The following is a 16,734-nucleotide window of genomic DNA, read 5'->3' as shown; positions in this document are numbered from 1 at the left end:
GAACGGGCTGCGGATTATTGGGAAATCAAGGTGGGCAATCAATCGCTAGTATCGCCCACCCCGCGCCTCCGCCAGCGGCGCGGCGCCAACTGGCCGGCGCCGGCCAGCCCGATCGCCGCCAGCGCCAATCCCAGCAGCGGGGCCGCCAGCGACAGGGCGCCGCCGACCGCAGCCGCAAAATCGGCTCCCGCCAGGGCGCCGAATCGGCCCAGCGCCGGTACCCGCGCCTGGGCCATGTCGGCCAGTTCCAGGCGCAGCCAGTTGATCGCCAGCGCCAACAGCGCTCCGGCCAGGGGGGCCAGGATCCCTTCGCCCAGGAGGGCCCAGCCGCAGGCCGCACCCACCAGGGCCCGCGCCACCCAGCCGACCGGAGTCCAGAAGAACCGCAGGGCCGGCAGCTTGTCCAGCACCAGGTCCACGGCCAGCAGGGCCAGGATCGCCAGCAGCCCGGCCAGGCTGGACAGCGTTTCCCGGGCGGCGAAATCATCTGTTCCGAATCCGATCCCCAGCGCCATTCCCAGGATGGCCAGGGCGATGAACGGAGACATGCCGGCGGCGGCGGCGAGCCCCGCGGCCAGGCTCAGGTCTTCAATCCCCACGCAATCGTCCCCACGCCGCGCCGCCGGCGCTGCGGCAGGCGTAGACCCGAGCTTCCCGGCCGCTGCGACGCCGGTACCCTTCGGCCAGCGCGGCGCTGAACTCGGCGGTTCGGTCCGGCTCAACGAGCGAGACCGTGCAGCCGCCGAATCCGGCCCCGGTAAGCCGTGATCCGATCAGACCGGGCGCATCGTGGGCCGACTCGACCATCGCGTCGAGCTCGGCGGACGATACCTCGAAGTCGTCGCGCAACGATCGGTGCGAGGCGGCCATGGTCTCGCCCATTACCGAGCGCTCGCCCCCTGCGAGTGCCTCGGTCATTACCTCCACGCGGCGGTTTTCGCCGACCACGTGGCGCAGGCGCCGGTAAATGAGCGGCGATAGCTCGGCGCGGCGGTGCTCCAGCATGGCCAGATCGACTTGGCGCAGGCTTTCCAGGTCCGGCGATTTTTCGGCCAGCCTGGCCAGCCCCTGCTCGCATTGCGAGCGCCGCTCGTTGTAGGCAGACGCCGAAAGCCGGCGCTCGGAGCCGGTGTCGGCCACCACTATGGCCAGGTCCCCCAGCGGAATGTGCCGACGGGATCCGTCGCCGCAGTCCAGCAGCATCGCGTGGCCGGGTTGTCCGTGAATGCAGATCGACTGGTCCATCACCCCGCAGGCCAGGCCCACGAATTCGTTCTCGGCCCAGTGACAGGCCGCGACCAGCTGCTCGGGGGACGGATCGATCCCGTTGACCGCGGTCGCGGCCATGGCCGTCGCCCCCTCCAGGGCGGCCGAAGAGGAAAGGCCCGCCGCCACCGGCAGGGTCGAATCGAGGGTCAAGTCAAACCCAGCCCACGGCCGATCGGGCACCGGCGGGCGCGCGAGCGCGGCCAGGACCCCCCGCACGTAGCGGCCGAATTCGGGCCCTCGGCCCTCATCCTCGGAGCCGATGCCGAACTCGTCGGCGGAACCTAGCGAGAGCGATCGCACCCGGACCATTGCGTCGCCGCGCACCCGGACCACGCCCCGGATCTCCAAGTCAAGCGCCACCGGCAGGACCAAGCCTCCGGTGTAGTCGGTGTGTTCGCCGATGAGGTTCACCCGGCCCGGCGCGCGCACCCAGAATTCCGCGCCGCCGGCCTTCTCGGCCAGGTCCGCCGCCCAGGCGGGCGGGCTAACCCGATCTGGCAAAGTACTCGTTAACCGCGTCGTATTCGGCCCGGTCGCCGATATCCCACCAGCGCCCGCCGAAGGTGCAGCCGTACACCGGCGTCTGGCGGTGCGCCCACTGCAGGAACCCGCCGATCAGGTCCAGGTTGTGGCCCTCATCCGAGAAACGCTTGAAAAGCGCAAGATCGGCGGCCCGGTACATGTAGAGGGCCACCACTACGGCGCTGGAGGACGGGTTCGGCGGTTTTTCCACGAACGCGGTGATCCGGGCCTGATCGTCCAGGGTCGCGTTCGAGTAGCGCTTGGCGGTCTCGAGCGACCCCACGTCGTACAGGGCGGCGCATGATCCGCGGGCGGTCAGCAGGTCGGCCATTGGCTGCAGGTCGAAATCAAAGATGTTGTCGCCGGCCATGATCAGCAGGTCGTCGTCGATGGTTTCGTGCTCGATCGCAAAAAGAACGTCGCCGACCGCGCCGAGGCGGTTCTCGTTGGTGGTGGTGCCGTCGTTTAACACCGTGACCGCGCGGTCTCCGCGGTAGCCCGACCGCCAGTCCCGGAAATCGGCGAAGAAGCGGTCGTTGGTCACGATCACGGCCCGATCGACCCGGGTGAGAGCGAACGCCCGTTCCAGTACCCACTCGATCATCGGGCGCCCGGCCACCGGCAGGAGCACCTTGGAGCAGTCGCGGGTCAGCTCACCCAACCGGGTCCCGTAACCTCCGGCCAGAATCAGCGCCTGCACCGGCCCCCTCGCAGCTAGAACGTCACCGGATCAATGATCCCACGGCGCCTCATAGAATCGCTCCCGATCCTGAGATCGCAACCGCCAATTGCACGAGAGGGGCGGCCCGGAAGCCCGGGCGTGAATGGACTCGACCCGCCGCGAACGCGCTCTGGGCACAGCCGGGGTTTTGATCCTCCTGTTGGTTATCTGGCTGGTGGTGACCCGTACCGGTGCCCAGCAGGAACCGCCGGCCGCCGTGCTGGGCCCGATGGTCGATCAGCCCCAGGTGCCCGCACCGACCCTGCCGCCGGCACCGACCGCGGCGCCCACGCCCGAACCCACCGCGATCCCTCTCACCCACCGGGTAGTTGCCGGCGAGACCCTGGCGTCGATTGCCGAACAGTACCGCCTGACACCGGAAGCGATCGCGATTGCCAACGGCATTGAGGACATCAACCAGATCCGGACCGGCCAGCTTCTGAGTCTGCCCGAAGCGGACGTCCCGCTCGAGCTGGCCACCGGCGAGCTGCCCGGCTGCCGTTTTCGGGTGGACTCCGGCGACACGCTATGGGGAATCGCCACCGACTATTCCGTTTCGATCGAGTCCCTCCGCGAGATCAACGGACTCAGCGAGGACCAGAGCCTCCTGATCGGGCAGGTCCTCCAGATCCCGCCCGAATCGCCGGCCTGCTAGGGGGCTTTCAGAAAAAGCAGTTGTGGGCCAGCTCGTCGGCCACGCTTGAGTGGGCGCCGTGCCCGTGAAAGAGCTTTGTCTCCCTGGGCAGGGAGAGGATCTTGGCCCGGACCGCGCCCAGGTGGCCGCGGTAGTACGAGGCCCCCATTCGGGTTCCGCCGACCGAGCCGGCAAAGATCGTATCGCCGGTAAAGACGGCTCCCGGCACGTGCAGTCCGCAGCAGCCGGACGTATGCCCGGGCGCGTGCAGGACCGAGAACCGGTACCGGCCGAGCTCGATCAGGTCGCCGTCGTCGAACCCGATTACCTGCGGCGCTGAAACCCGGTCCACTTCGGAGCTGTGCACGTAAACCGGCACAGCCCCGCGCGCTAGCAGGCCCTCGAGCGAATAGATGTGATCGGCGTCGGCGTGGGTCAACACGATGCCCAGGAGCTGCCGGTCGCCGATCGCCGTCAGCATGTCCTCCAGGGGCGCGCCGCAGTCGATCGCCACGCAGGATTCGCCGTCACCCAGCAGATAGGCCCAGACCCGGTCGGGGGCAAAGTAGAGGCTCTCTACAACCGTCCCGTCACCGAGGTCGGGGTCCGGCCGCTGCGGCAGCCAGCCTTCCTGGGCCAGTTCCCAGAGCTGGGCCGCCCTTAGGCCGAGCGCCTCGGCCAGGGCGCCGGATTCCGATTCGGAAGGGTCGCGCCGGTATCCCTCGAACGCCGCGACGACGGCTGCCTCGACGTCGCTGGCTTCGGCCAACTCCTCGACGCTCAAGCCGTTGCCGCGGCGCGCTTTGCCGATCACGTCGCCAAACTCGTCTTCGAGCATCCACTCCGCCATGGGTGCGCCCTCTCAGCTGCGGACGGCGCCTTCAGGCTTCTGCATAGTCCCAGCGCTCGGCCGCAAATTTGGAATCTTGGGCCGCTAGGTACCCGGCGCGCGTCAACTCGGGTTGGTATTCGTCTACGATTTTGGCCCCGACCGCCGCGTCATCCCAGAGCAAATCGATGACCATGTGCGACATCAGGATTCCGGGGTCGATGTAGGCCCCGTCCAGATCGGCCACCGCCCAGTCCTCGGCGTGATTCGAGCCCACCATGCCGGCCATCTGGGGCTGCAGGACCGGCATGATGCGCGAGAGGTCCCCCATGTCGGTGCTGCCCGGTCTGTGACCTTCATACACGACGCTGCCTTCGCCGAAAAGTGGATGCGCGTTGCGGGCGCAAAGATCGGCCAGGGCCCGGCAGTTGGTCAGCGGCATGTAACCGGGCAGGTTGGCGATCTCGACGCCGGCGCCGAGCGCCATCGCCCCGGCCCGCACGGCCCTGTCCACCTTGGCCTCGGCGCGAGCGATCGCCTCCAGGTTCGCCCCGCGCACGAACGTCTCCATCGTCACCTCGTGCGGTATCACGTTTACGATGTCGCCGCCCCGCGTGATGATGGGGTGTACGCGGGTGCAGTCGGCATCCGGGAAGGTCTCGCGCAGCGCGTTGATCGCGGCCAGCGCGACCTGGGCCGCATATAAAGCGTTGGTGCCAAGGTGGGGCGCCGCCCCGGCGTGGGCGGCGCGACCGAAGAACGTGATCTGCTTTACCGCGCACCCGTTTTCCGATTCGCACAGCATGACCTTGGCCGGCTTGGAGGAGGAGTGCACCAGCACTGCCATATCGATGTCGTCGAAGGCGCCGTCGGCGATCATTTCCGGCTTGCCGCCCAGAAACCGCATCCGTCCCGCATCAACCTGTCGCTTGCGCCAGCCGATCTCGACGTACTCCTCAGCCGGCACCGCCATGAAGACGATTCGTCCGCTGAGACCGGCCAGCAGCTCGGAGCTGGTCAGGGCGCGCGCGGCGGCGGTCATCGTGGCCAGTTGGGCGTTGTGCCCACAGGCGTGGGCGGCGCCGGTTTCCGGGTTGGCGCGCGGGTGCCCGGGCACCCCGATCGCGTCCAGTTCGCCCATCACCGCCACGGTCGGTCCGGGGCGCCCGGTATCGACCACGGCTTTCAGCCCGGTTATTCCCAGTCCGGTGCGGACGTCGAGGCCGATTCCGGACAGCTGTTCATATGTCCGTTCCGAGGTATGGAACTCCTTGAATCCCAGTTCGGGGTCGTCCATCACCGCTTCGCCGAAAGCGATGATCGATTCGCGGGCGCCGGTGATCCGCGCCGTCGCCGCATCCTTGGCCGCCTGCTTGCTTCTGGCCATTGCCAGCACCTGATTGCTGCTTTTTTCCGTATTACTGGCGCCCCGACCGGGGCCGCCCCTTAATCTTGACAATGATGCTTCCAACTCCTCGCTGGGCCCGCGCTCTGCCGACCGTCGCCGGTGCGGTGGCGCTGCTGCTTGGCGTATTGGCCGGATGCGGCGAGGAGGCCGCGCCGGAGCCCGTCGGCACGCCCTCGCTGGATGCCGACCTGTCCGGGCCGATCCGGGTCGAAATCACGACCAACAAGGGTTCACTGGCCGGCGAGCTCTATCCCGACGTCGCCCCATTGGCGGTGGCCAGCTTCGTGCACCTGGCCGAGCAGGAATATTTCGACGGGGTGATCTTCCACCGCATCCTGCCCGGGTTCGTCGTCCAGACCGGCGACCCGACCGGCACCGGCGCCGGCGGCCCCGGATATCAGTTCCCCGACGAGCCGATTCCCGCAAACCTGAGCTACCAGCGCGGCACCCTGGCGATGGCCAACAGCGGACCCAACACCAACGGCAGCCAGTTCTTCATCTGTCTGGCCGACCTGAGCCAGCGTTTGCCCCGCAACTACACCATCTTTGGCCAGATCGACGAAGGCCTGGAAACGCTCGATGCGCTGGCCGGGGTCGGTCTGACCCGCAACCCGGCCACCAACGAACTCTCCAAGCCGACCGAGTCGGTCATTGTCGAGTCGATCCGCATCCAGCGGCCCTAAATCCGGCCGGGCACTCCGGCTGAGTTTTTCAAAGCTTGCCCGCTACCAACATTGCCCGCACGCGTACTATCTCGGATACGTTGAACGGCATCGCCCGGCGTTCAGCGCATGGCCGTTCTTCGGGTCGCTCATTCACAAGGTCCTCGAAGACCTGTTCGGTCGGACTCGCGACCGGGCAGCCTCTTGGGAGTGGCTGCGCGACCGCTTCGAGGAACGCCTCGAGGGCAGTTACGGATTCCTGGTTTCCTCCGACGCGGCCGATTTCCGAGCCCGCGGGTTGGAGATCCTTGGACGCTTCTGGCGCGAACACCGCCCCGCGGTCGGCCACGGCGACCTGGTTGAGGAGCGCTTCCGGGCACAGATAGGCGGGTTCGACGTCAGCGGCGTTATCGACCGCATCGAAATCCGGCCGGGCCGGACCCGAATCGTCGACTACAAGTCCGGCCGGTCCGCCGGCAGCGACCACGATTTCCGCCAACTTGAGTTTTATGCGCTAGCCGCGGACCGGTCCTTGGGTCGACAGCCGGACGCAGTCGCTTACCACTTCTTGGGCGACGGCGTCGTGCTCGAGCGCGAGCCCACCGCCGATTCGCTTGCGGCTACCGAGCAATGGGCCCGCGACCTTGGCCGGGGCATCGCCCGGGCCGACTTCGAACCGCGCCAGGGGCCGCACTGCCCGAACTGCGATTTCTTCCGGGTCTGCGAACCGGGACGCAGTTGGCAAAGGGCTAATCGCGCCGCGCCTTGACCGGAATGCCTGATTAGCAGCGGGCGCACCCGGGGTTCAACGCCGCGCGCGCGTCGAGGCTGTTGAATACGACGCTTAAAGAGCTGTCCGCGTTTCTCGCTCTGCTCTGATGCAGCTGCCAGGCTGCTGGGCCGGCCTAGCCGGCTAGCGGAGCCTCAACATTGACCAGGTCCTCGAATTCGCTCCGGAACTTGCGCAGTGCCCCGACCACCGGCCGGTAGGCGAACTGGCCCAGCCCGCAGAACGAGGAGGCCATCGACTCGCCGATCTCCTCAAGCAGCTCCAGGTCGGCCGGCTCGCCTTCGCCTTCCAGCATCTTTTCCAGGATCTGCACCAGGTTGGGGGTGCCTTCCCGGCAGGGGATGCAGAAGCCGCAGCTTTCTTCCTCGAAGAACAGCGCGTCGCGCAGCGCGGCATCGACCATTGAGACGGTTTCGTCCATCACGATGCAGCCACCGGTCCCCAGGATGGTGTCGTACTGGGCGATGCTGGCGTCCATCCGAGCATCCAGCTCGTCGGCGGTCAGCACCCCGGCCGAGGCGCCGCCCGGTTTGAAGCCCTTGAGCTCGCGCCCCTCCGGCGGTCCGCCGCCGAAATCGTAGATGAGCTCGCGCGCGGTGACTCCCAGCGGGAGTTCGAAAAGCCCGGTGCGCTGAATCGTTCCGGACAGGCAGTAGACCTTGGTTCCGGCGTTCTCGTCGCCAATCCCCAGGTCCTTGAACCATTGCGCGCCGTTCTCCAGGATCGGGGCGATGTTGCAGAAGGTCTCGATGTTGTTGATCGCGGTCGGCTTTGACCAGACGCCGGAGTTGGTCGGAAATGGGGGCTTGAAGCGCGGATTGCCGCGCTTGCCCTCTAGTGAATTGAAAAGGGCCGTTTCCTCGCCGCAGATGTAGGCACCGGCGCCGCGCCGCAGGATCAGGTTCACGGCGTAGCCGGAGCCGAGCGCGTTCTCGCCCAGGATTCCGGCCGCAAAGCACTCATCGAGGGCCGCCTGGACGCGTTCAATCGCCAGTCCGTACTCGCCTCGGATGTAGATATAGCCGGTGTGGGCCCCCACCGCGTACGCGGCGATGATCATGCCTTCGATGAAGTTGTGCGGGTCCTCTTCCAGGATGGCGCGGTTGCAGTAGGTGCCCGGTTCGCTCTCGTCGCCGTTGGCCACGACGTAGCGCGGCAGGTTCGGATCCGAGCGCACGAACTTCCACTTCAGACCGGTCGGGAAGAAGGCCCCGCCGCGGCCCTTGAGTTCGGATTCCTCCATCAGCGAGATGATTGCCGTCGGCTCCATTTCATTGAGCGCGCGGCGAGCCTGCACGTACCCGCCGCTGGCCTGAAAAGACGCCAGGGTGTGCGAGTCGGGCTTGCCCAGATTGCGGTTTACGACCCGGATTTCTTCCATTGCCACCCGCCTATTCGGTGCCCAGGATCTGATCGACGAGCCGGACCGCGCCGGCCTCGTCGATCGGGCCGTGCACGTCCAGCCCGACCAGCAGCGCCGGCTGGCGGTCGCACTGGCCCAGGCAGGAGACGAGCTCCAGCTTCAACTTGCCGTCCGCAGTGCTCTGGCCGTTGCGGATCCCGGCCCGCGCCTCGATTGCGGCCGCAATCCCGGGCGCTCCGGCGATGTGGCAGGAGAGGTCCCGGCACACCCGCACGATGCTGCCGGCCTGCGGTTCGGTATAGAACATCGTGTAGAACGTGACGACCCCAAAGACGTGGGCCTCGGGATAGCCGAGTTCCTCGGCTATCACTTCGATCGATTCGGGGCTCACGTACCCGAAGAGTTCCTGGGCCACGTACAGGGCCTCCATCACCGAACCCGGGTCTTCTTTGAGCGGCGCCAAGCGAGTCCGCAGGGTCTGCAGACGGTCGCTGGCGGGCGCGGGCGAATCGATCATGGCAAGGGTGGGGGTGGCAAGGGCGGGAAATTCTATAGTTGATCTGGGTTCGACCCCTTAGTTAGGTCCATCGGCAGTGTCTTCCAGGCAGCTATCGCGCGCCCAGAAAAACCAGCTCCTCAGCCTCCTGCGGCAGTGGCGCTCGGCATCGCAGGATGTCGATCGATTGCTGGGCGGGGCCGGCTGGACCGGATCCAGTTTCGACATCGCCCAGCTGCGGGCGGCCTGCGACCGGCGCACCGACATCGAGGAAAGCCTCAAGTCGTTTTGGACCGCCGCCGAGAACTGACCCCGGTCGTCCGCCTGGTGGCGGCCCTTCTCCTGCTGGCGACCGCAGTTGCCGGCGCCCCTGTTGCCGGGGCCGCCACGCCGCAGGTCGAGGAAACAATCTACCTGCGCGATGAAATCGGCAACAACCCGATCCTGAGCCACAACATCCCCAATCTCCTGCTCACGATCGACGGTGTCGAGCACCGGGCAACTTTTCGCGACCACTTTCTGGCCACCGGCGCCGAGGCGCGCTGGGGGCTGGCCACCTCCGAGGTCCTGGTCGAGGAGGCTGGATCGCTCACCCAGTACTACCAGCGCGGGGTGGTCGACTATCACCGACGCCCCGATCTGGGCAACGCCTGGGTCCTGGAACGCCGGCTTGCCTGGGACTACGTCGGCGGGGGCCGCGCCAATTCAGTCGATCAGGGGACCGAGCCCGACATCCGGAACCCGCATCCCGGAAGAGAGCTTGGCCCATGGGGCCACCGGGTTTCCGATTTCGACTTGAACGGCAACGAGATCGGATTCCGCCGGTTCTTCGACGAGCTCGGCGGCGTGGCCAGCTTCGGGCTCCCCAAGACGGACGCCCGCATCGATACCGGTTCGCCGGGCACGTTGCTTGCCCCGGGATCCACGACCGGTTTCGTTCGTCAGTACTTCCAGGCCGCGGTGTTCGAACACCACCCGTCCGACCCTCGGGCTCCGGTGAAGCTCTCGCTGCTCGGCGACGTGCTGCGCAACATTTCCTACCCCGACCAGTACTGGTATTCGCTGGTGCCGTTCCGCGGGGCCCCGCCGCTCGCCAAAGGCGACCCCTATGAACTGCTGGAGGTCGTTCCCCCGTCGTCGACACCCTCCCCGGCCAATACCCTGCCGCCCGGGGAACTCTACGCGTTCGGTTCGCGCACCGCCGGTCTGCTGGTGTTCGACGGCGAGGGGTGGCGATCCGTCGAGGTTGCAAATTCCGAACTGCTGTCCGACACCGTCCGATCGGTTACCACCGACCGCCGGCGCGGCCTCTGGTTGGGCACCGACGGCGGGGCCTACTATTTCCCCTACTTTGACCCGGGCGGCAACGTCTTGATCGATGCGGCCGGCTCCGGCCTGGCCGCCAACACCGTGCTCGACGTAAGCACGGATTCGGGGCAGATCGTCCTGCTGGCACTCCAGGATGCCGGTCTGGCCCAGTACATTCAGCCCGTGTTCGGATCCACCCGCGGCTCCTTATCGGACGTCCCCGTCGGCCCCGCCGGCCTGCCCAGCCGGAACGTGCGGTCCGCCGTCCTGGCCAGCGACCGGCCACCCCAAATGTGGGTGGCCACCGACGCCGGACTGGCCCATTTCGACGGCCGCGTTTGGGCCACGATTGACAGCCGCGCCGGGCTTCCCAGCAGTGATATCACCTCGGTCGCAGTAGCCGGGTCCGAGCTCTGGGTGGGTACCGCCGCCGCCGGTCTGGCCGCCTCGCTGACCGGTCTGGCCGGCCCGTTTACCGGCTACGGCCTGGCCGACGGTCTGCCGAGTCTTGCCATCCGGCAAATCCTGGCCGCCAGCGACGGTTCGGTTTGGGTGGGAACCGATTCCGGGCTGGCCGTGATCTCTCCCGGTGAGTTCGACTTCAGCTTTTTTGACGCTGACTCGAGTCAACTTCCCGGTGACGACATCCGCGGCCTGGCCGAGGATTCGACCGGTGCAATCCTCATCGCCACCGACGCCGGGGCGGCCCGATACGATCCGGCCTCCGATTCGTGGGAGGTCTGGAATTCCGCCAATGGCCTGCTCGATGAAGACCTACTGGCGGTTGCCGTAATTCCCGCCCTGGTTTAGTCGGGCCACGGCGTTCGCTGGCTGACGATCCGGTCGGTCGGCCACCAGCGCTCGCGCACCCGGCCGACGAGATATAACGAACCGGTAACACAAACCGCGCCGTGCGGTCCGGCCATCCCGATTGCCGACCGTAGCGCTTCATTTGGATCGGCGATCGCCCGCGCGTTTTCCACCCCGACCAATTCCATGAGATCCCGCGCCGGATAAGCGCGTTTGACGTAAACGTCGGCCTGGGTGAAAACGACCTCATCGGCGGCGGCGGCGATCGGCTCAAGAACTTCCTTGGCTTTCTTGTAACCCATCACCCCTAGCACCGCCACCAGCTTGCGCCGCCCAACGATTCCCGGCAGGGTCCTGGCCAGTGCTGCCGATTTCTGAGGGTTATGCGCCCCGTCGAGGATCACCAGCGGCCTTTTCGACGCCAGCTCCAGGCGGCCCTGCAGGCGCGTCCGGGCCAGCGAGCGGGCCATCGCGTCAATGTCAGGAACCGACACCCCGGCCAGTATTTCCTCCACCGCTCCGCAGGCCAGCGCCGCATTCTCGGCCTGCCAAGCGCCGTCCCCCAGCTCGACCGGTCCCAATCTCAGCGTCTTGCCGCGGTATGTGAAGCTGGTTCGGCCGCCGCCGCGGTTGACCACCCAGTCAGTACCTTCACGCAACCGCTTCAACCGGGCGCCGACCCGGGCGCACTCATCATCGATCGCGGCATCGATTTGTTCTCCCTGGGCAATGGTCACCAGCGGTCTGCCGGCCCGGGCAATACCGGCCTTGTGCCAGGCGATTTCGGCAACGCTTCCGCCAAGCGTTGCCTGGTGATCCAGTCCGACCCTGGTGATCACGCTGACTTCCGGTTCGGTGACGTTGGTCAGGTCATAGCGGGCGCCGGCGCCACACTCGAGCACGAGAAAGTCGGGTTCTGCCCGTGCGAAGTGCCCGAAGGTCAGGGTGACCCAGGCCGACCCGTAACGTAATTCGAATCCCGGGTCGCGCTGGCACATCTTCTCGGCGGCGGTAAACAGCCAGTCGGTCGAGGCGGCAAATTCCTCCGCCGAGGCCAGTTTTTCGCCGAGCACCAGTTTTTCGGTGGGGGACTGTAGGTACGGCGTCTGGTGAAGACCCACCTTGAGACCGCAAGCCTTCAGCAGCGATCCGATCAGCTGCGCCGTCGAACCCTTTCCGGAGGTGCCCGCCACCTGGATCACCGGGTATTGCAGCTGCGGGTTGCCGGCAGCTCTCAACAGCGCGCGCATCCGCCCGAGCCTTGCCTCGCCACGCTCTATTGCCGCGGAGCGCGAGTAACGAGGCGTTGATGCGTCTCCGTACCCGGAGCGGATCAGTCTGAGCAGCCGCGCCTCAGTGGCGGTTACCAGCGCCAGCTGGTCGGCTGCGGGCAGCTGGGTTACCCGACTAGGAAGTACGCCGGAAGCAGAAGCGCGAACACGACCAGGGCGGTGATCGCAATGCGTAGGATGTCGGTCCGTACGTGATCGAGCCGAGGAAGATCATGCTTCGGCGCGCGCCGCGGACTGCCTCTGGCCAACTCGAACTACTCCCTTTGGGGTGGGTTTGCAATCGCTGCCGAACGATTATCCCGGCCAAATTGACGCTGGCTGCAACCCAGCGACCAATAGAACGAATCAAAGTAGATGAATTATTGAGCCGTAAGAGTCCATAGTAGGCGCTGTCGATTGTTCAAACCCACCTTCCGGGCAGGGAGCGGATATCCCGCTCAAGGGTTGTCCAAATGCCTGTCGGTTCGTTTTCAGTGCGGCCACCGCACTGCGGGGATCAAAGCCAGCCGGCGAACTTAGCGAGGTCTTTAAACAGGCTCTGAACGCGGTCGACGGCGCTCCTATCGGGTCGGTCCCGGATCAGGTTGCGAACTGTTTTTCGAGCTCCTCGAACAGGACGCGAGTTTTCCGGTCCTGGGAGATTCGCACGTCGGCGCGGCGGATGGCGTTCAGGATTGTTGAGTGCGTCCGCCCGCCAAGGTACTGTCCGATCGCGGCCAATGGTTGATCGGTAAATTGGCGGAGCGCGAACGCGCACAGGTTGCGGGCTTCGATGACCGAGCGGGAGCGACTGGTGCCGGCGAGCAGCTTGATTTCTACCTGACAGAGGCGCGCGACCGCGGCTATCACCGCGTCAGGGTTGACCGGCGCGTGGGCGGCATCGTCGTAATGCGCCAGCAGCCGGCGTGCTTGATCCGTGGTGATCGACTCGGAGCGCAGTCGGGATTCGGCAACCAGGCGGTTGAAAATCCCGGTCAGCTTGCGAAAGTCGGCGATGTTGGATGATGCCAATGCGGTGCGGACGCCGGTCGGGAGTTCGACGTTGGCCCGCTTGACCAGGTGTTCGACAAAGGCGAGCCGCAACTCGAAACCCGGCGGCTGGATGTCGACGACGATACCGGCGGCGAATCGGGAGCGCAGACGGGCGGGGAGCTCATCCATCTCGGCTGGGCTGCGGTCGCTGGCCAGCACCACCGCGCCGCCGTTGGCGGCGACGGTATCGAAGGTGTGGAACAACTCCTCCTGGGTGGCCCGCTTGCCGGCTACGAAGTAGACGTCATCGAAAAGCACGATGTCAGCCGATCGATAGCGTTTGCGCAGCGATTCGGGTGAATTGTTGCGCAGCGCGCTCACCAGCTGGTTGGTAAACTGCTCAAGCGTGCAGTAAAGGGACCGGCGGTCCCGGCCGGCGGCGGCGGCGATGGCGCGCAGGAGGTGGGTCTTGCCGACTCCGCAGGGTCCGTGCAAGAACAACGGGCTGAACGAGTTATTGCCGTCGGCGATCGATTGGGCGGCGGCGTGGGCGAGCTGGTTCTCGGGGCCGACGACGAAACCATCTATGCTGTACGGGGCGCGCAGGATTGGCGGCGCGGGCTGGGCGCGTGGTTTGGTTGGGTGGGAGGTTCGGCCGTTGGTGCTGCCGGCGGCGAGAGTTTGGTAATTGATCTGCAACTGTCGGCCGGCGGCCGCCGCTACGACGCGCTCGACCTCGGCACCATGCTTGCGCTGGGCGGCGGCGAGGACGAATGCGTTGGGTAGCCCGATGGTGATGGATTCGGAATCACTGGAGAGCAACGCCGATCCCGAAAACCAGGTCGAATACTCATGCTGACCAATAGCGTCGGCGAGCTTGTCGGCGACCTGGGGCCAATTTGTGGATCGAAGCAAAGAGCTCCCTTAAATGTCCGGCGGCGCGGCTGGGGGGCGTTGTGGGCGCAAGGTCAAATTTGCGTTAGTTGTGTGATTTCCGCAACGCTTCAGGCATGCGTGGGAATGTATGGGTTTGTCGATTGAGACCATCCGCCGGGTTGTGGGTCGGATAAGGCTCGGCTCGCGATTTGAAAGGGATGGGAGAACCGCAAAATTTCCTGTCGACAAGGTTTGAACAATTGAGCCGGGCGGTGCGTGTGAAAGTAAATGTCGGGCGCTCGCAAGCGTCGCGGCGGTGCAATGTTGAACGTTTGTCAAGAAATTGCGACGGCCGACCGACATTTAGATTTGTCATAACAAAAGCGCGCGGAGAATTTGGCGGTCGCGGCCCAGCGGGGCGAACGGCGAGAGATTGGGGGCGAGGGTGAACGCGGAACCGATCGAGGGCTACGAGGCCGAGGACCTGGCCCGCCTTATGGCGCTTTTGATCGATTTCCTGTTCGCCGGCGGAACGATCAGCGTGGTCTACGTGATGGCCGCGACGCTGAGCCAGATTCCGGTGATCGGAGGCGGGGTGATATTCATCGCGCTGACGGCGAACGCGGTCATCGGAATCGGATATTGGCCGCTGTTCTACGCGGTGTATGGTGCGAGCCCGGGGAAGGCGGTAATGGGACTGCGGATCGTTGATCGGAAGACCTCTAAACCGGCGGCCAACGAGACGATGGTGATCCGCGGATTGATGCAGGCGTTTCTGTCCCCGGTCTTCGTCGGCGCCATTTACTGGTGGAAGTACCTGGACAGCGATGGATTGACGGTGCACGACCGGGTGACCCAGACCAAGGTCCTGGTGGTGACCAACCCGGCCGACAGCCCCCTGCTGCGGATGCGGCGCGACCTGCTGGCGGCACTGGGGATTCGCCGCTAGCCGGCGGTCAATCGACCAACCGGGACCGTTGCTGGAAGGAGCGCTTGATCTGGCGTAGGTGTGCTCGGTCGTCGGAAGCGGCGGTGGGGAAGAGCGGGCCGGTGGCCAGGTTATAGCGGGATGGTCGGAAAACGGCGGCGTTGGCGCGCATGAAGGAGAGCTGGGCGACAGGGAGGCCCGCGTAAAGGATCAGCGGAGTGCTGCCCAGGTTGGCCAACTCAAGGGTCAGGCAACCGCGGTAGTGTGGATGGACGTATGGAGCGGTGGCGATCACCAGGCCGACCCGGCCGTAGGAGGATCGCGAGGCCACCGTGGCGGCCAGGTCGCCCGGCAGGGCGATGTATTCGAGGGTCGCGGCCAGGATGAGTTCGCCGGGGTGCAGGTTATAGCTCTCGCCAAAGGCGAGCTGGCGCTCTTCGAGCAAACGTGCCACCCCGGTCGGATCGGAGTCGATCAGGTCGATGGCGGCGGTGGCAGTGCGCCGCATGCTGACGAACCGGGTACCCAGGCGTACGTCAATTGCCGAACCGGTCACCCGTGAGGAGCCGAGTGGCACGATCGCGAGGTCTTCGGACTTGTCGGGGCTGAGCAGACGGCGATTGAGCTCCTCGTCGGAGACCGCCGGCAGCGGCAGCGGTTTATCGGTCAAACCGGAGCCCCCTCGAACGCGGCGCCGAAGGAAAGAAGTTCGAGCGCCTTGGTCACCAGTTCGTCTTTGCGCTGCCGCAGCAGCAGGCGGTCGGCGCCGGGTGGACCGGGCAGCCGTACGAAGCGGCGCAGGCGATCGAGTCCGACGTGATTGAACACCGCCGAAGTGGCCAAGATCGCACGGGCGCTCGGCCATTGTTCGGTCTCGGGCGCGCCGATAATCTGGGCCGGCGGAATGCCGTTGCCGAGCAAGTCGAGGAGCGCGGCGGTCTCGGCCGCGCAGTCGGCGGCCCGGTACGGCTCGGGTTCGAGGCGGCGGGCGGTCGCAAGCACGGACTCTAGCTCGTGCGGCGGGATCGCGGCCGCGTTGGCCGGATCCGGGGCGGCCCGCGTCCAGGCCCGCCCCAGCAGGCCCGGCAGATCCGGTCCGTAGCCAAGCTCGGCAAGGGCGTGCCGCACCACGACGATCCGGTCGCTGAAGGCCCCGGCGTCGGATGCCGCGGCGAAGAGTAGTTCGTCCAGATAGGAAAAACCCAGCCGGCGTGCCCCGATAGCGTCGGCGACGTGCGTGCCGCCAGCCGGTGACTCGGTTGCGGCGGCGTCTAGCTCCAACTCCGGGATGGAGTGACCGAGCAGCTGGCAGAGTACGCCGGGGTCACCGGCGCGGGCGGCCGGATAGGACAGGACGATCACGTCGCGGTGGGATAGGTACTCGCCGGGAGCCAACTCGCGCAGGCGCCCGGCAAACTCGCGATCGCCCCCGGTCAGCCGGTCAATCAGGCCGTCCAACAGCCTGCTGATTCGCAGGAAACCGCTTCCCCCGGCGCCTGCGCGGAGGACGACCAGGGAGCCGGGAAATGATCTGTCCACGGCCGCGCTCACCGGGCCGAGCAATTCGGAGTGCGAATGCTGGCTGCGGCGACCGTCGGTCAGCGGCAACAGGTCGCGCATGATTGCATCGAGCTCGCGGTTGGCCAGCCGCAGATCGGGATCGGGCCCCTCCTGTATGTACGCGACCACCAGCGACGCAGCGTGCCCGCCGAGGAAGGCCAGCTCGCGCACCGTCGGGTAGTCGCTGACCGCCGCCAGGCCGAAAAACAGGCGGGCGCCGCAATGCGCGGCGTACTCGGCAGCCGCAGCCGTGGCCGGCCGGAGCGGATCGGTCATGTCCGCCGGTTCCCAGCA

At 66.4% G+C, this 16,734-nt stretch carries 16 protein-coding genes; 6 read left to right on the top strand and 10 right to left on the bottom strand.

Going from position 1 to position 16,734, the window contains the following annotated elements; all coding sequences use genetic code 11:
- Nucleotides 1-38 precede the first annotated feature (38 nt).
- The 3 genes from F4X41_07210 to F4X41_07200 are packed head-to-tail and all read right to left on the bottom strand — an operon-like array spanning nucleotide 39 to nucleotide 2,491.
- Nucleotides 39-599, bottom strand: a complete 561-nt coding sequence (locus tag F4X41_07210) for a DUF4126 family protein (GenBank protein MYB16803.1) — start codon at nucleotides 597-599, stop codon at nucleotides 39-41.
- Nucleotides 589-1,812 (bottom strand): galactokinase, encoded by a 1,224-nt coding sequence (galK, locus tag F4X41_07205; GenBank protein MYB16802.1) that lies wholly within the window; start codon nucleotides 1,810-1,812, stop codon nucleotides 589-591. The genes F4X41_07210 and galK overlap by 11 nt, the downstream gene beginning before the upstream one ends.
- Nucleotides 1,754-2,491 carry a nucleotidyltransferase family protein gene (locus tag F4X41_07200; GenBank protein MYB16801.1) on the bottom strand — a complete coding sequence of 246 codons (738 nt, stop codon included), beginning with the start codon at nucleotides 2,489-2,491 and terminating at the stop codon, nucleotides 1,754-1,756. The genes galK and F4X41_07200 overlap by 59 nt, the downstream gene beginning before the upstream one ends.
- 124 nt (nucleotides 2,492-2,615) lie before the next feature.
- On the opposite strand from F4X41_07200, the gene F4X41_07195 reads away from it, so the two are divergent.
- On the top strand, nucleotides 2,616-3,167 hold the full coding sequence (locus F4X41_07195; GenBank protein MYB16800.1) for a LysM peptidoglycan-binding domain-containing protein: 552 nt from the start codon (nucleotides 2,616-2,618) through the stop codon (nucleotides 3,165-3,167).
- A gap of 7 nt (nucleotides 3,168-3,174) precedes the next feature.
- On the opposite strand, the gene F4X41_07190 is transcribed toward F4X41_07195, so the two are convergent.
- Complete coding sequence (locus F4X41_07190; protein MYB16799.1) at nucleotides 3,175-3,996, bottom strand: MBL fold metallo-hydrolase; 822 nt, start codon at nucleotides 3,994-3,996, stop codon at nucleotides 3,175-3,177.
- Between the two features lie 31 nt (nucleotides 3,997-4,027).
- Entirely contained in the window at nucleotides 4,028-5,362 is a 1,335-nt protein-coding gene (locus tag F4X41_07185) for an amidohydrolase (GenBank protein MYB16798.1), read from the bottom strand.
- Nucleotides 5,363-5,436: 74 nt separating this feature from the next.
- Here F4X41_07185 and F4X41_07180 point away from each other — a divergent pair, with 74 nt between their 5' ends.
- Nucleotides 5,437-6,066, top strand: coding sequence for a peptidylprolyl isomerase (locus F4X41_07180; GenBank protein MYB16797.1), 630 nt, complete (start codon nucleotides 5,437-5,439; stop codon nucleotides 6,064-6,066).
- Nucleotides 6,035-6,814 carry a PD-(D/E)XK nuclease family protein gene (locus F4X41_07175; GenBank protein MYB16796.1) on the top strand — a complete coding sequence of 260 codons (780 nt, stop codon included), beginning with the start codon at nucleotides 6,035-6,037 and terminating at the stop codon, nucleotides 6,812-6,814. The genes F4X41_07180 and F4X41_07175 overlap by 32 nt, the downstream gene beginning before the upstream one ends.
- A 136-nt stretch (nucleotides 6,815-6,950) precedes the next feature.
- Here the strand turns inward: F4X41_07175 and nuoF are convergent, their stop codons facing one another.
- Together nuoF and F4X41_07165 are read right to left on the bottom strand one after the other, a co-directional pair.
- Nucleotides 6,951-8,216, bottom strand: a complete 1,266-nt coding sequence (gene nuoF, locus F4X41_07170; GenBank protein MYB16795.1) for an NADH-quinone oxidoreductase subunit NuoF — start codon at nucleotides 8,214-8,216, stop codon at nucleotides 6,951-6,953.
- A 10-nt stretch (nucleotides 8,217-8,226) separates the two neighbouring features.
- Nucleotides 8,227-8,715, bottom strand: coding sequence for an NAD(P)H-dependent oxidoreductase subunit E (locus tag F4X41_07165; protein ID MYB16794.1), 489 nt, complete (start codon nucleotides 8,713-8,715; stop codon nucleotides 8,227-8,229).
- A gap of 76 nt (nucleotides 8,716-8,791) precedes the next feature.
- On the opposite strand from F4X41_07165, the gene F4X41_07160 reads away from it, so the two are divergent.
- Both F4X41_07160 and F4X41_07155 read left to right on the top strand, forming a co-directional pair.
- Nucleotides 8,792-9,004 carry a hypothetical protein gene (locus F4X41_07160; GenBank protein ID MYB16793.1) on the top strand — a complete coding sequence of 71 codons (213 nt, stop codon included), beginning with the start codon at nucleotides 8,792-8,794 and terminating at the stop codon, nucleotides 9,002-9,004.
- Nucleotides 8,983-10,812: a hypothetical protein gene (locus F4X41_07155; GenBank protein MYB16792.1), complete on the top strand. Its 1,830-nt coding sequence runs from the start codon at nucleotides 8,983-8,985 to the stop codon at nucleotides 10,810-10,812. Before F4X41_07160 ends, F4X41_07155 begins: the two co-directional genes overlap by 22 nt.
- Here the strand turns inward: F4X41_07155 and F4X41_07150 are convergent.
- Nucleotides 10,809-12,062 (bottom strand): bifunctional folylpolyglutamate synthase/dihydrofolate synthase, encoded by a 1,254-nt coding sequence (locus F4X41_07150; GenBank protein ID MYB16791.1) that lies wholly within the window; start codon nucleotides 12,060-12,062, stop codon nucleotides 10,809-10,811. The two genes, F4X41_07155 and F4X41_07150, sit on opposite strands and share 4 nt — an antisense overlap.
- Before the next feature lie 621 nt (nucleotides 12,063-12,683).
- Nucleotides 12,684-13,991, bottom strand: a complete 1,308-nt coding sequence (gene dnaA, locus F4X41_07145; protein ID MYB16790.1) for a chromosomal replication initiator protein DnaA — start codon at nucleotides 13,989-13,991, stop codon at nucleotides 12,684-12,686.
- 406 nt (nucleotides 13,992-14,397) lie between these two features.
- Here dnaA and F4X41_07140 point away from each other — a divergent pair, with 406 nt between their 5' ends.
- Nucleotides 14,398-14,901 carry an RDD family protein gene (locus F4X41_07140; GenBank protein MYB16789.1) on the top strand — a complete coding sequence of 168 codons (504 nt, stop codon included), beginning with the start codon at nucleotides 14,398-14,400 and terminating at the stop codon, nucleotides 14,899-14,901.
- Between the two features lie 7 nt (nucleotides 14,902-14,908).
- Here F4X41_07140 and dcd read toward each other — a convergent pair whose 3' ends face one another.
- On the bottom strand, nucleotides 14,909-15,745 hold the full coding sequence (dcd, locus tag F4X41_07135) for a dCTP deaminase (protein MYB16788.1): 837 nt from the start codon (nucleotides 15,743-15,745) through the stop codon (nucleotides 14,909-14,911).
- Nucleotides 15,746-16,734 lie beyond the last annotated feature (989 nt).

It is taken from the genome of Chloroflexota bacterium, from assembly GCA_009840625.1.
GTDB lineage: Bacteria > Chloroflexota > UBA11872 > UBA11872 > VXNJ01 > VXNJ01.
Note: the sequence above shows the minus strand (reverse complement) of the source record. Positions and strands in the feature narration are given on the sequence as shown.

What these genes read in the sequence shown, in the direction of transcription:
- F4X41_07150 (MYB16791.1), bottom strand. Translation starts at nt 12,062, where the DNA reads ATGCGCGCGCTGTTGAGAGCTGCCGGCAACCCGCAGCTGCAATACCCG.
- F4X41_07180 (MYB16797.1), top strand. Translation starts at nt 5,437, where the DNA reads ATGCTTCCAACTCCTCGCTGGGCCCGCGCTCTGCCGACCGTCGCCGGT.
- nuoF (MYB16795.1), bottom strand. Translation starts at nt 8,216, where the DNA reads ATGGAAGAAATCCGGGTCGTAAACCGCAATCTGGGCAAGCCCGACTCG.
- dcd (MYB16788.1), bottom strand. Translation starts at nt 15,745, where the DNA reads ATGGCCGAGCGCCCGTGCGATCTTGGCCACTTCGGCGGTGTTCAATCA.
- F4X41_07195 (MYB16800.1), top strand. Translation starts at nt 2,616, where the DNA reads ATGGACTCGACCCGCCGCGAACGCGCTCTGGGCACAGCCGGGGTTTTG.
- F4X41_07165 (MYB16794.1), bottom strand. Translation starts at nt 8,715, where the DNA reads ATGATCGATTCGCCCGCGCCCGCCAGCGACCGTCTGCAGACCCTGCGG.
- F4X41_07190 (MYB16799.1), bottom strand. Translation starts at nt 3,996, where the DNA reads ATGGCGGAGTGGATGCTCGAAGACGAGTTTGGCGACGTGATCGGCAAA.
- F4X41_07185 (MYB16798.1), bottom strand. Translation starts at nt 5,362, where the DNA reads ATGGCCAGAAGCAAGCAGGCGGCCAAGGATGCGGCGACGGCGCGGATC.